The 11,766-nt window shown below is 68.5% G+C and carries 14 protein-coding genes; 7 read left to right on the forward strand and 7 right to left on the reverse strand.

What is annotated here, in order from left to right; genetic code table 11:
- From AX690_RS11910 to AX690_RS11920, 3 genes are all read right to left on the reverse strand, one after another.
- A partial coding sequence (locus AX690_RS11910; RefSeq protein WP_156449641.1) for a TonB-dependent receptor plug domain-containing protein occupies nt 1–469 on the reverse strand: 469 nt, incomplete at its 3' end.
- 106 nt (nt 470–575) lie between these two features.
- Nucleotides 576–998, reverse strand: a complete 423-nt coding sequence (locus AX690_RS11915) for a hypothetical protein (RefSeq protein WP_062098590.1) — start codon at nt 996–998, stop codon at nt 576–578.
- A gap of 153 nt (nt 999–1,151) precedes the next feature.
- Entirely contained in the window at nt 1,152–1,640 is a 489-nt protein-coding gene (locus AX690_RS11920; protein ID WP_062098588.1) for an MgtC/SapB family protein, read from the reverse strand.
- Nucleotides 1,641–1,811: 171 nt separating this feature from the next.
- Between AX690_RS11920 and AX690_RS11925 the strand changes: the two genes are divergently transcribed.
- Nucleotides 1,812–2,186 (forward strand): zf-TFIIB domain-containing protein, encoded by a 375-nt coding sequence (locus AX690_RS11925; RefSeq protein WP_062098586.1) that lies wholly within the window; start codon nt 1,812–1,814, stop codon nt 2,184–2,186.
- 520 nt (nt 2,187–2,706) lie between these two features.
- On the opposite strand, the gene AX690_RS11930 is transcribed toward AX690_RS11925, so the two are convergent.
- Together AX690_RS11930 and AX690_RS23315 are read right to left on the reverse strand one after the other, a co-directional pair.
- Complete coding sequence (locus AX690_RS11930; protein ID WP_062098584.1) at nt 2,707–2,985, reverse strand: HU family DNA-binding protein; 279 nt, start codon at nt 2,983–2,985, stop codon at nt 2,707–2,709.
- 57 nt (nt 2,986–3,042) lie between these two features.
- Nucleotides 3,043–3,708 (reverse strand): hypothetical protein, encoded by a 666-nt coding sequence (locus AX690_RS23315; RefSeq protein WP_197425296.1) that lies wholly within the window; start codon nt 3,706–3,708, stop codon nt 3,043–3,045.
- A gap of 549 nt (nt 3,709–4,257) precedes the next feature.
- Here AX690_RS23315 and AX690_RS11940 point away from each other — a divergent pair.
- Nucleotides 4,258–6,471, forward strand: coding sequence for a ParB/RepB/Spo0J family partition protein (locus tag AX690_RS11940; protein ID WP_062098581.1), 2,214 nt, complete (start codon nt 4,258–4,260; stop codon nt 6,469–6,471).
- Between the two features lie 83 nt (nt 6,472–6,554).
- Nucleotides 6,555–6,935 (forward strand): hypothetical protein, encoded by a 381-nt coding sequence (locus tag AX690_RS11945; protein ID WP_062098579.1) that lies wholly within the window; start codon nt 6,555–6,557, stop codon nt 6,933–6,935.
- Between the two features lie 11 nt (nt 6,936–6,946).
- On the opposite strand, the gene AX690_RS11950 is transcribed toward AX690_RS11945, so the two are convergent.
- Nucleotides 6,947–7,363, reverse strand: a complete 417-nt coding sequence (locus tag AX690_RS11950; protein WP_062098577.1) for a thermonuclease family protein — start codon at nt 7,361–7,363, stop codon at nt 6,947–6,949.
- Between the two features lie 775 nt (nt 7,364–8,138).
- Between AX690_RS11950 and AX690_RS11955 the strand changes: the two genes are divergently transcribed.
- Together AX690_RS11955 and AX690_RS11960 are read left to right on the forward strand one after the other, a co-directional pair.
- Nucleotides 8,139–8,459: a DUF736 domain-containing protein gene (locus tag AX690_RS11955; RefSeq protein WP_062098575.1), complete on the forward strand. Its 321-nt coding sequence runs from the start codon at nt 8,139–8,141 to the stop codon at nt 8,457–8,459.
- Nucleotides 8,460–8,847: 388 nt separating this feature from the next.
- Nucleotides 8,848–9,174 carry a DUF736 family protein gene (locus AX690_RS11960; protein WP_062098573.1) on the forward strand — a complete coding sequence of 109 codons (327 nt, stop codon included), beginning with the start codon at nt 8,848–8,850 and terminating at the stop codon, nt 9,172–9,174.
- 7 nt (nt 9,175–9,181) lie between these two features.
- Here AX690_RS11960 and AX690_RS11965 read toward each other — a convergent pair whose 3' ends face one another.
- Complete coding sequence (locus tag AX690_RS11965) at nt 9,182–9,670, reverse strand: helix-turn-helix transcriptional regulator (protein ID WP_062098571.1); 489 nt, start codon at nt 9,668–9,670, stop codon at nt 9,182–9,184.
- Nucleotides 9,671–10,003: 333 nt separating this feature from the next.
- Between AX690_RS11965 and AX690_RS11970 the strand changes: the two genes are divergently transcribed.
- Complete coding sequence (locus AX690_RS11970; protein ID WP_062098569.1) at nt 10,004–10,621, forward strand: GntR family transcriptional regulator; 618 nt, start codon at nt 10,004–10,006, stop codon at nt 10,619–10,621.
- Nucleotides 10,622–11,115: 494 nt separating this feature from the next.
- Nucleotides 11,116–11,763: a lasso peptide biosynthesis B2 protein gene (locus AX690_RS11975; RefSeq protein ID WP_062098567.1), complete on the forward strand. Its 648-nt coding sequence runs from the start codon at nt 11,116–11,118 to the stop codon at nt 11,761–11,763.
- The last annotated feature ends 3 nt before the right edge of the window (nt 11,764–11,766 follow it).

Genomic DNA, 11,766 nt, shown 5'->3' on the forward strand with positions numbered 1-11,766 from the left:
CGCCGCGATAGACCTCGGCGTAGCGGGTGTTCAGCGGGTCGGCGACCTGGCTGTCACCAAACCCATCGGCTTCATTCAGCGGCACGCCGTCCTGGGCCAGCAGCAGCCCGCGATTGTGGACGGTGTTGCCGATGCCAGAGCCGCGGATCGAGATGCGGATGTCGCCGCCCCATTTGCGCTGGGCGTAGACGCCGGGGGCGTCGCGCAGCATGTCGTCCAGCGCCAGGGCCTGGCGGCTGATGTAGCTCTCTTGCGAGACCACCGACACGCCGCCGGGGGTCTCCGACAGCCGTCGGCGGGCGTCGGCGACGACCTGCGGGTCCTCGGGGTTCGGGCGGGCGGTGACGATGACCGACGAGACTTGGCTATCGGCCGGTGTCTGGTCGTTGGCGGCCGCGAGATCGGCGGCCAGGGCGGTGACAGGCGTGCAGAGGGTAATGGCCGAGGCGGCCAGCAGGAGCGATTTCATGGCGTTGTTCAGGTCCTTGGGCCGCGCGAGACGGCCGTGATCGATCTGCCGCGCGCGGTTCGACGCGAACGCGCGGGCTCGGATGGCGGCGCAAGGCCGCCGGAGATCAGATCAGGACGCTGGGAGGACCGGTCGGCGGAGGCGGTGGGGCCGCAAGACCTCGGCCGGGCGTCAGGTTCGCCGCGGCGGCCAAGGGCCGTTCGGCATAGGCTACGGCCTTGGCCTGGCCGACGGCGGTGATGGTCGGCGGCGCGACCGCGGCGCCCTGGGCGGCGAACGGGCAGGGGGTGTCGTGAGCGGACGGCTCGCCCGGCGCCTCGCCGTGGCGCGCCCCCAGGTCTTCACCGGGCTGGATGGTCATGGGGCCGTTGCCGGTGCAGAGCACCAGAGCGAACGGCAGCCTGTCGCCGGTGGCCTGGCCTGGCATGTAGCCGGCCGGGAGCATGATCCGGAGGGCGATCGCCAAGGTCGCGAGCACCAGGAAGGCGTCGCGGGCCAAGAATCTGGCGATGGCGGTCGAGCGGCTCACGACGGCGCCTTTATCCGATCAATCGGCGGCTGTCGCCTGCCACTCACGCCAGCCTGGCTCAGGGCGACTACGGAGGAATCAGGCGAGACCTTCCGGCGCGGCGGCTGTAGCCGCAGCGCCGGAACGGTTCGGGGACGCTGGACGGTCCAGTGCCTAGCTATATTCGCCGCGATCCTCGCCAGCGGTCGCCTCACTGTCGGCCTTATCATCGCGGGCGGCTTGCTTAAGCGGGCGGGCAAACCGCAGGGTCAGGTAGGTGGTCAGGGCCAGCACGACGGCGATGTCGTAGAGGCCGTAGCCGACCGCCGCTCCCATCGCCCCGGTCGCCCAGAGGCTGGCGGCGGTCGCGGTTCCGGATGCGCGGGCGCCTTGCTTGAGGATCGCCCCGCCACCGATGAATCCTACGCCGGTGATCAGGCCTTCCATGATCCGGGCCTGGCCGGGCGATCCGCGGCCGAGCACCGCGATGCCGACCAGCACGAAGCCGCAGGCGGCGATGGCGACCAGCGGGAACGTCCGGATGCCAGCGCTGCGCTCCTCGCGCTCGCGATCCCAACCGACCGGCAAGGCCAGGATGAAGGCCAGGGCCAGGTTGAAGACGTGGTTGGCAGTCTCCCACAGCGCGGTCGGATCAACCTTCATGGCGTACGGACGTCTCCAACAGGGGCAGGTCTTTCCGCCATACTTTGACAGGAACCAGCGTGCCGAGCGCCACTATATGGCCTCGTGCGAGTTCTTAAGTGGCCGTCAGTCCTGGCGGGTTCCAAAATCCGTCGCCATCGTCACAGGGCAGCCGTTCCGAGGAGCTTGCGAATGACCGATACGATGTCCGCCGCCCGCCATGAAGGCGGTCTGCTGTGCCCCGTCTGCCGCGTCGATCTGGTCATGACGGATCGGCAAGGCATCGAGATCGACTACTGCCCGAAATGCCGTGGTGTGTGGCTGGATCGGGGCGAACTCGACAAGATCATCGAGCGCAGCATGGCCTATGAAGCGGCCCCGCCGCCTCAGCCCGCGCCGACGCCGCGTCAGCAGGCGCCCGAGTACGGCGGCCCCTGGGAAGGGGAGTATCGCGGTGATCATGATCGCGGCGGCCACGGTGGAAAGCACGGGGGCGGAAAGCACGGCGGCGGTCACGGTGGTGGCCACGGCCGGCGTCGGGGCTTCCTGGGAGGGCTCTTCGACTAGCCGGTCTGACACCAACCCGCGTAGATCCGACGTAGCGACGGCTCGCCCACGGCGAGCCTCCAGCTTGGAAAGGCTTGGGGCTCCGCTTCCAGGCGCTGGCGGGCGTGGCGGGCCTGATCGTGGCGGCGTACAAGACCTTTGGTCACGGCGGCTGGGTTGGGCCGCCTCCGGCGCTGAACCCTAGAGGGCGTTCAGCATCCGCTCGTAGCGCTCATTGATCGCGCCGGGCGCGGGACGGTTGTCGAGCCACCGCCCAAAGGCGATGATCTCTCTTCTAAGCCGGGCTCCAATCGTGCGCACGCACCAAGGTCTGGAAAACCTCCTTGGCGCGAACCTGGGGGAGGGGCGCGCTCGCCAGCGTCCGGCAGAGCTTACGGGCGTGGGCCAGGGCTTCGGCTAAGGTCGTTGAGATGGGACAGCACCGTGGGGCGGACGCACGGCTGGCTTGTTCTGACCGCCGTCCACCGACGCGTTTGTCCAGCGAAGGGGCCATTTTGTCGATGGCCCCTTGCCCGAAAGATTAGGAATTCACCGCGTCCTTCAGCTGCTTGGCCGGCGAGAAGGCAACTTTCTTGCTGGCGGCGATCTCGATGCTCGCGCCGGTCGAAGGGTTGCGACCCGTGCGCGCGGGCTTGGCTTGGACCTTGAACTTGCCAAAGCCGGGAATCGAGACTTCCTCGCCCTTCACCGCCGCGTCCGCGAGCGACTTGAACACGCCATCGATGATGGCCTTCGCCTGGGCCTTGGTGAGCTTGGGTTCAGCCGCGACGGCGGCGTCGACGAGATCCGAAACGTTCATCTTGTAGGCTCCGTGTGGGAATCGAAGGCGCGAGCCTGCGTCTTCGCTGCTGGGTTGTCACGTTTCGTCGCGCAGATAGGCTGCGTCTTCCTCGTCTAGGATCGTCATCCGATCGCGCTCCCATTCCTCGGCCCCCAGCCGCAGGGCCTCGCGGGCCTTGGCGATCCAGGCCGCGTCGGCAACCGGAGCCTCGGCCAGGGCCCGCAGGCTTCCTGGCGTCGCCTCGAACGACCAGTGCTCCCGTGGTTCGTCGAGCTCGGCCTCATAGGCGGCCGTTCGTTGCTCCATGCGGATCGGCGGCGGGCGCTTGGACTCGTCCAGAGGCCACTTCGCCCAGATCTCCTCGTCCGAAATCCCACGCTGCCTGGCCTCCCAGCGGGCGATGACATCCATCAGGGCCGGATCGGGCTCGGGCTTGTTCCAACGCGCGGCCCCCATTAGTCGCTTGAAGGGCTCGGGATTCATCAAGATCGTGTAGACGCGATTGACCACCTCGATCATCAGCGACTTCATTTCCTCGTCGCACAGCCGCGAAAGCCGCGACCAGGGGATCTCGCCGTAGGGCGTGACGACCTTGACGTCGCTGTAGTCGCCGACCGCCGAAGTCGGGAAGATTCCCGCGTGCAGCTCCTCTAGGCGAGAGTTGCGCATGCCCGTCTCGACGATCACCAGGGCAAGCGCGGTGCGCCACCTCTCCTCGTCGATCTTGCTGGGTCTGGGCATCAAAAGCGTCCTGGCCGTTTGGGTCACCATGACGGTCCAATGCCAGGCCGCCAATACCAAGTCGCTCGACCCGCAGCCTGGTGCAAGCTTGGCCTGTCGGCGGAAGGTCGATGTTCGGTTGCTCGGATCACTACGAGTGTTCTTGGCCTATGGGTCACAGCGCGAGGCGCGGTGGGCGCGCTGCGACGATAAGGCCACGAGGGTCCATCTCTGTGACGGCCGAACCCGATACGCCGGCCTGGCTAGCCGCCCTGGCCGCGATCGAGGGCCCATCTCTGCGAAGGCCGGATCCGCGATAAGATCGGCCGACTGAGTTTTGGCTTGTTTGGCCGCTGCCGCGGCCGTGGCTTGGGGCTCCGCCCCCAGCGCACTTCGGATCGTCTTCCGCCCACCTTCGGCCGTGTCGACAGGGATCAGCCATCGCCAGGTCGCGTCCTGCAGGCGGGTCCCCGCGAAGACGCCCCTCCGTTTGCACCCCCGCGCTCGCCGCTTGGCAGGGTTTCAGGCGCGCCTTCCGCGTGCCTGCAACCCTTGCCCAAGGAGGCAGACATGACCCCCCAAGAAACCCGCGCGACCGTCGCTGACGCTTCGGCCGCCAAGCCCAGCCAGATCGTCGTCCAGTACGGCGAGGTTCGGGACATTCCCTTGAACCGCCTGAAAGCCTCGCCTCGCAACGTCCGACGCGTCGGTCACAGCGCCCAGGTGATCGAGTCCCGCGCGGCCTCAATCACCTACAAGGGCGTGCTGCAACCGCTCGTCGTCGAACCCGAGATCAAGGATGGGCGCGAAACCGGCTACTACCTCGTCAGCGCGGGCGAAGGGCGTCGCCAAGCCCTACGCCTGCTGGCCCAGCGCAAGCGGTTGGCCAAGGGGGCGCCGGTTCGCTGCGTGGTCGATACGGTCAACGACCCGTCCGAGGTCTCAATGGACGAGAACCTTAGCCGCGAACCGATGCACCCGGCTGACCAGTACGAAGCCTACAAGGACCTCGCCGAGCGCAAGGGCTACAGCGCCGAGGAGCTGAGCGCGCGGTTCGGGCCAAGCCCCGAGACCGTGCGCAAGCACCTGCGGCTCGGCGCGGTGTCGCCCGCGCTGCTCGACCTCTATCGCGAAGGGGTCCTGACCCTCGATCAGGTGACCGCCTTCGCGGTCAATCCCGATCCGGTGCGGCAGATGCAGGTCTATGAGCAGCTGTCGCCGGGCAATCGCCAGCCCTACGCCATCCGTCGCCTCATGACCGAGATGAAGGTGGGGGCCGACGACCGCCGCGTGCGCTTCTTAGGGCTGGACGCCTATGTCGCGGCGGGCGGCCCGGTGCTGCGCGACCTCTTTACCGAGGACAACGACGGCTGGGTCGAGGACGTCGTTCTGCTCGACCGCCTGGTCGGCGAAAAGCTCGCCGCTCTGGCCCAGGACATCCGCGACCGTGAGGGCTGGAAGTGGGCGAGCGCTCACCTCGAATTCCCGCACGGCCACGGCCTGGCCCGTATCTGGGAACACGCGCTTGAGCGCACGCCCGAGGCGGTCGCCGCCGTGAACGCATTGCAGGCTGAAGAGGCGGCCCTGACCGAGCAGTGGGCCGAGGCAGACCCGCTGCCGCCCGAGGTCGCCGCGCGCTTCGAGGCCATCGAAGCCGAACTGGAGGCGCTGGGCGACGACTTCGGCCACACGGCGCAAGAGAAGGCGCGAGCCGGTGTTATGGTGGTGTTGCTGCCCTACGGCGACGTGCGGATCGACCGGGGCTTTGTCCGCCCCGAGGACGAGCCCGCGCCCGAACCGGAAGACGAGGCCGATGACGGGCAGGACGGCGCCGATGATCACGGCCCATTCCTCGGCGAAGACGACGACAGGGACGAAGAAGACGGCGACGGCGACGCAGACGACGGCGGCGAAGACGACGACATCGACGAGCCCGACGGTGACGCCGCCGCGCCGCTGCCCGACCGCGTGATCGCCGAACTGACCGCCCATCGCACCGCGGCCCTTCGCGACGCCCTGGCCCAGGACCCGGACCTTGCCCAACTCGCCCTGGTCCACGCTCTGGTCAGCCGGGTCTTCGCCCTCGGCGTTCCGGCGACCTGCCTCGACATCCGTTGGGGGTCGCGCAACCTCAATGGCTTTGGCGAAGGCATCGAGGAAAGCCCGGCGGGGCTCTCCATCGCCGAACGCCACAGCCATTGGGCGCGCCAAGTCCCCGGCGCCCCCGAGGACATCTGGGCGTTCGTGGTCGGGCTCGACGCCGACAGCCGCGCCTGTCTGCTCGCCCACTGCGTGAGCCTGACGCTCGATGGCCTGCGCACCTGGGAGCGTCGTGAGCGAACGATCCTGGCCCATGTCGAGACCCTGGCCACGGCGCTTGATCTCGACATGCGGGCCTACTGGAGGCCGACCGCCGTGCGCTACCTGGACCGCGTCACCAAGGCCCAGATCATGGCGGCGGTCGGCGATGGTGTGTCGGCCGAGGTGGCGGGGCGGCTGTCGGGCTTGAAGAAGCCGCAGATGGTCGAGGCGGCCGAGCCGCTGCTGGTCGAAGCCGGATGGCTGCCGCCCGTCCTGCGCACCGTCAGTCCGCGTGCCGAGGCGTCCGCCGAGGACGACGATCAAGGCCCGACCCCCGAGGCCGGGGCGCCCGAGGGGGCGGGCGCTCAAGACGAGGCCGAGGAGGTCGCGCCCGACGTGGACGATGTCTTGGGCGGCGGCGAGGCCGAACAGACCGCAGCGGACGAGGCTGAGGTCGCGGCTCTGCTGGACGCGGCCGAGTAGGGAGGGACGGGCGGCCTTGCGGCCACCCGTCATCTTTTCGGCAAGACCGGCGCGGCCGATCCTTTGGGATCGGCCGCTTTCGTTTGGCGTCGCCCGCTTTCCTGTGGACCATCGGGCTGATGGTCTGGATCGACGGTCGGCGACGCGCGGAATCGACCTATCGCCGCTCGATGACTCAGGATCAGATCGACCGCATCCTCGAAGAGATGCAAGCCGCCTTCGAGAAGACCGGCGACGATGGCGAGCGTCCCGGCCTGATCACCTTCGACCGGGATGACTGGGTCGGCGCCAACCTTTCGACCTGCTGCACCACGCTAGGACGCGGCATTCGTACGCGCGGAATTCAGATCAAGGTCGCCAAGGGCCGCGAGACGAGGGTGTGGACGCGCGCCGAGGCCGTGGCGATGGGCGAAGACCCCAAGTCATTCGAAGACCTCAAGAGCCGCGAGGACGCCAAGGTCTAGCGCCTGCGGGGTCAGCGGGCCGGGCGCGCCGTCGCCCCCGGTGCCCAGTTGCCACGTTTAGCGATGCGCGCCTCGTCCTGCGCGGCGGCGTAAGCGCCCTTGCTGTAGCGGCGCCACTCCGTCGCCAGGCCCGACCGGATCATCGCGGCGTTGAGGTCAGGACTGGCGCTCGACCAGCACTTGGCCACTTGCCGGCCGTAGCGGTCCGCCGCCACAACCCGACAGCCGACCCGCTCGCGGGTCAGGCTGAAAAGCAAATCGCGAGCCTCGTAGGCCAAGGGCTCCGCCGCCGTCTTGCCGCGCCGCACTTCCGGGGCGTCGACGCCGAACAGCCGAACATACGTCTTCCCGCAGCGCAGGGTATCGCCGTCGTGAACGGTCGGCGCGGTGCAGGCGATGATGACGCCGATGACGACGGGAGCGGGCATGTCCCTGCCTATAGCCTGCGTCGCGCGCTTCGCCAGTCAGCCTCGGATCAAGACGTCAGCGCCCAGTGGACCGCGCGAGGGCAGGGATCGAGTGACGGGCTGAAGGACCGGCGCGCCGCGCCCGCCCCACCGGATCAGCGGGGCGGGTTGACCGCCTTAGTCCACCTCGGGGCCAGTGCTGCGCGACCAGACCAGGGGGTCGCCTTCTCGACGATCGCCAGGGCGGCGTTGATCGCCGCGCCGAACAAGGGACGTCCAGGCTGACCAACTGGTGCTCGCTGTCATCCTTACTCGTCATCGTCCGGCGGCCCGAACCCGGCATTCCCGCAGGTGATGCGAAAGCCCGAGCTCATGTCGCGGACTTGTCGGCAACCGGGCGGACCTGGACTCTCGAGGCCGATGGTCAGGGTGTGGATCTCGCCGCTGAACCAGCCGCCAGGGTTGTCGTTCCGGCGCCGAGATGAACAGGCGGTCTCTCCATGAAAATCTGAGCCGGGCGCGTCGACCGCGTCCTCTTCTGGCCTGATCTGACCGGGGACCGGTCCGTCCCCGCAACCTTGGCCTTGGACTTTCTTCCCTTGGGGCGCAGGCGCCCCATTCCTCGCGAGACAAGAAACTTCAACGCCTTCGGTCCTCCGCAAGGCTCCGGGAGCGCGCCCGCAAGCACGGCTTGGACGGGCGGGGCGCGCTCTGCGGGGCGGACTTTAAGCCCCGGTCCAGCGATCGCCATCGAGGCCGCGATCGGCGCGGCCCGGTTCAGATCGGAGAGACCACCATGTCCACCATCGGCGCCTTCACCGCCAACGCTGACGGCTCGTTCACGGGCGAGATCCACACCCTGGCCATCAACCTCAAGAAGGTCCAGATCCGCCCGGTCGCCGACAAGCCCAGCGACAAGAGCCCCGATTTCCGCATCACCGCCGGCGCCGCCAATCTCGGGGCCGCCTGGAAGAAGACGAGCAAGGACAACAACGAGTACCTGTCGGTCAAGCTGGACGACCCCTCGTTCGGCGCGGCGATCAACGCCGCCCTGGTGGTCATCGAGACGGTCCACACCCTGGTCTGGTCGCGTAGCACCGGCCCCAAGGAGGACTAAGGCGGTCAGCCCGCCCCGCCGATCCGGCGGGGCGGGCGCGGCGCGCCGGGGATGTTTCAAGCCGGCCTTCAGCGGGGCTCGGCGTGGGGCGGAGCCGCCGTTTCCACGCCATGGCCTGTCTTTCTACGACTGGCGTCCTGGGCGCCTTGAGAGCCTTTGGGCGCTGGCACACAAGGGTCTTGCGGGTCTCGCGAGGACGCCACCAACCGCCCGCCCAGGCGTCCGTTTCGCACCCGCGCGTCGCGGCGCTCTCGTTCCCCCCGGAGCGCGGCGAGGCGGCGGCTCGTCCGACCAGCTCAACTCCCCCCAGCTGGTCTCTCGAGCCGCCGCCGGTCGGGCGCCGGCATCGTCCAGGCGGGGACCACGACAGCGCAAAAAGGAGAACCTCATGATGACCATCGGCCAATTCCGTCGCGACGGCGACGGCTTCACCGGCAAGCTGGACACCTTCGCCAGCGACGCGCTCATCACCCTGACCCCAGCCGAGAAGTTCTCGGCCAAGGCCCCGGACTTCATCGCCTGGTCGGGGCAGCGCGAGTGCGGGGCAGGCTGGCGGGTCAATGACGCCAGCGGCGCGGTGCTCAGCGTCAAGATCGACGACCCGACCTGGCCCGAGCCGGTGAGCGGCCGGATCATGGCCGCCGAGGATGGGGTGCTGCCGCTGGTCTGGTTCCGCCGGGCCGAGACGCCGGTCGACAAACCGCCGCCCGCCTAGGCCTGGGTCAAGTTTCCGAAGCGTCACCGCTGCGGTAGAGCCGGCCGATCTCTCGTTCGAGCCAGTGCTCGGCCCCGTCGCGGCGCCGCGCCAACAAGGCCTTTAGATGGGCGAATGCCTGCCGGAAGGCCTCGAAAATGGCGGTCCCCGGGAGCAGGGCGCCGGCGTCTCCGGCCTCGGCGCTGAACTCCCGGTGGGCCAGCCAAAGGATCATGGACGACTTGTTGTCCATCGCCCGGTAGGCCACTTCCGGATCCTCGAACATGACGCCGTGGACGATCGCCAAGGCGTCGCTGCGTGTCACCTCCGCGAACCGCTTGATGCGGTCGAAGTGCAAGCGTCCTCGACCCGCCTCGAAGTTCTCGTAGGTCTTCTCGGCGATGCCCATCGCCTCGGCGACTTCGACCTGGGTGAGCCTTCGTATGACCCGGATCTTCTTGAGGATTGTGGACAGCAACTCCGACTGCCGGGCATAGCTGATATCCTGCTGGGACATGCTCACTCCGCAACCACACGCGGTCAACCTAAGGCAGAATTGCAATCTGGCGCTCGTCCGCAGCCGGATCAATGACCGAAGGTTGCAATTGCGTGCAGGTGGGCAGGTTTTTGCGAATTCCGGCGCCCGTCGCGGGATCGGCGACGGGTTTGCTCTAAACCATGCGAACCAATCCGCACGATTCTGGGGGAAGAGCCGTCGTCTTCTGGTTTCCACCCACCGGTTGAGTCTCTGAGCGAACACATTTGACCGCCTGGTGGCGCATCGCGCCCTTCGCGCCTCGACAGCCAGGAAGCGGGACGTTCACGCTTGCCGCTTTGTGGTGGGGATGTCGTGAGCCGTGATCGCGATCCGTTCGAGCGGGCGTTGGAAGCCATTCGGCTGAAGCTTCGGGAGGGGGAGGGGCTGCAGGGCCGGGCCCTGGCCATCAATCTGCTCGCCAAGGCGCTTGGCGTCAGCCAGACCCCGGTGCGAGAAGCTCTGGCATGGTTGGCCGGCGAAGGTCTGATCGTCCGCACCCGGACCGGCTATGTCGGCCGCTCGCATGACGCCACGAGCCTGGCCGAACTCTATCGCTTGAACCTGGCCCACGTCCTGGCCGCTTTGTCGGCCGATGCCCGGGGCGGTGCGGCTCGTGGCGTTGGGCCGGTAAGGCGCGCGTCCTGGCCGCTGATCGACGGCGAGGATCCCAACCAGGTCTTCGATGTGATCGTGGCCCTGGCCGGAGACCGCACCCTGCTGGCTGCTTTGCGGCGCACGCGTGAGCCCCTGTCGGTGTTTATTGCGGCCGAAGCCCTGGTGATCGGCGACACCGAGGCGGTCATGGCCGAACTGGCGCAGGCCTATCCCGACCCCGGCCGCTTGCGCGCGCTCGCCCGGGCCTTCTACCGCCGGCGCATCCAGGGCGCGGCGCGGGTTCTTTCGGCGACCCTCGAGCGGCTGCAGATATAGCCCGGATATAGTTTGAATATACCACCTCCGCGTCGCCTCCTGATTAAGCCGCAACCCGCGGCTGAACGAAAGGAGACCTGCGATGCGTGACTCCCTGCAACTGATCCGCCTCGGCTCGGCCAAGCAGCTGACCCAGGCCAGCGGCGGCACCCTGAAGGCCGAGTCCGTCGAGTTCATCCGGTACGACCCGCTCTGAACCCGGCGCGGACGGCGCCCGCTCGCGGACGCCGTCTTCCGTGCGGCGCGCCTGCCGGTCACAATCCGACGGCGCGCCGTCTCATCGCGCTTTTGCGCGGCATACGCTCATGGAGACGGTCCAATGACCTCCATGCCTCGACTGATCCGCCTCGGCAGCGCCATGGCCCTGACCCGAGCCGGCGGCGGCACTATGCACATGGAAGAAGGCCTGCCGCTCTACTACGACCCTGTCTAGCGGGCGCGCCGGCGCCGCGCGGCGCCGGCTCCCTGTCTTTCCCAAAGTCTCTGGAGGCAGCATGTCGCTGTGCCTGGCCCGACACGTGCGCGGAGTCAGCGTCGAGGACGACCTGGTGTTGCTCGACGCCGAAGCCGACGCCTATTTCTGCCTGCCCGCGATCAGGGGCGTGGTTATCGACCCGGACGGCCAGGTGCACGGCGCGCCCGAACCGCTGGCGCGAGCGCTGGTTGAGGCGCGATTGGCCGAGCGCGGGACGCTCCCGACGACAGAGCCGGCCTGTGTCGCGCCGGTGGCGCGCACGGCGCGTCGGATCCTGGAGCACCTCGAGACGATCGACGCGCGTGCGACCGTGCGGCGATGGCGCGCCCTGGCGCACGCGGTCCTCGTCGCGCGCGCCGGCCGGTACCGGCCGTTCGCGCAGCTCATTGCCGGACCGCCCGCCCAGGCCCAGGCGCTCTCGCCTGACTTCCTCGACGATCTGGCGGCCTACCGACGCCTGACGCCGTGGCTCCCGATCGACGGCGCCTGCCTTTTTCGCAGCCACATGCTGCGCGCCTATCTTCGCGCGCTCGGGCACGACGCAGCCTGGGTCTTTGGCGTCAGCGTCTGGCCTTTCGACGCTCATTGCTGGCTACAGGTCGAGGACGCGGTCTTGGACGACGAGGCCGAGCGCCTGTCCGCCTACCACCCGATCCTGGTGGTCTGAGCC

It is taken from the genome of Caulobacter sp. CCH9-E1, from assembly GCF_001556515.1.
In the GTDB taxonomy this organism is placed as follows: domain Bacteria; phylum Pseudomonadota; class Alphaproteobacteria; order Caulobacterales; family Caulobacteraceae; genus Caulobacter.

What these genes read in the sequence shown, in the direction of transcription:
- AX690_RS11920 (WP_062098588.1), bottom strand. Translation starts at nt 1,640, where the DNA reads ATGAAGGTTGATCCGACCGCGCTGTGGGAGACTGCCAACCACGTCTTC.
- AX690_RS11925 (WP_062098586.1), top strand. Translation starts at nt 1,812, where the DNA reads ATGACCGATACGATGTCCGCCGCCCGCCATGAAGGCGGTCTGCTGTGC.
- AX690_RS11930 (WP_062098584.1), bottom strand. Translation starts at nt 2,985, where the DNA reads ATGAACGTTTCGGATCTCGTCGACGCCGCCGTCGCGGCTGAACCCAAG.
- AX690_RS23315 (WP_197425296.1), bottom strand. Translation starts at nt 3,708, where the DNA reads ATGCCCAGACCCAGCAAGATCGACGAGGAGAGGTGGCGCACCGCGCTT.
- AX690_RS11940 (WP_062098581.1), top strand. Translation starts at nt 4,258, where the DNA reads ATGACCCCCCAAGAAACCCGCGCGACCGTCGCTGACGCTTCGGCCGCC.
- AX690_RS11950 (WP_062098577.1), bottom strand. Translation starts at nt 7,363, where the DNA reads ATGCCCGCTCCCGTCGTCATCGGCGTCATCATCGCCTGCACCGCGCCG.
- AX690_RS11955 (WP_062098575.1), top strand. Translation starts at nt 8,139, where the DNA reads ATGTCCACCATCGGCGCCTTCACCGCCAACGCTGACGGCTCGTTCACG.
- AX690_RS11960 (WP_062098573.1), top strand. Translation starts at nt 8,848, where the DNA reads ATGATGACCATCGGCCAATTCCGTCGCGACGGCGACGGCTTCACCGGC.
- AX690_RS11965 (WP_062098571.1), bottom strand. Translation starts at nt 9,670, where the DNA reads ATGTCCCAGCAGGATATCAGCTATGCCCGGCAGTCGGAGTTGCTGTCC.
- AX690_RS11975 (WP_062098567.1), top strand. Translation starts at nt 11,116, where the DNA reads ATGTCGCTGTGCCTGGCCCGACACGTGCGCGGAGTCAGCGTCGAGGAC.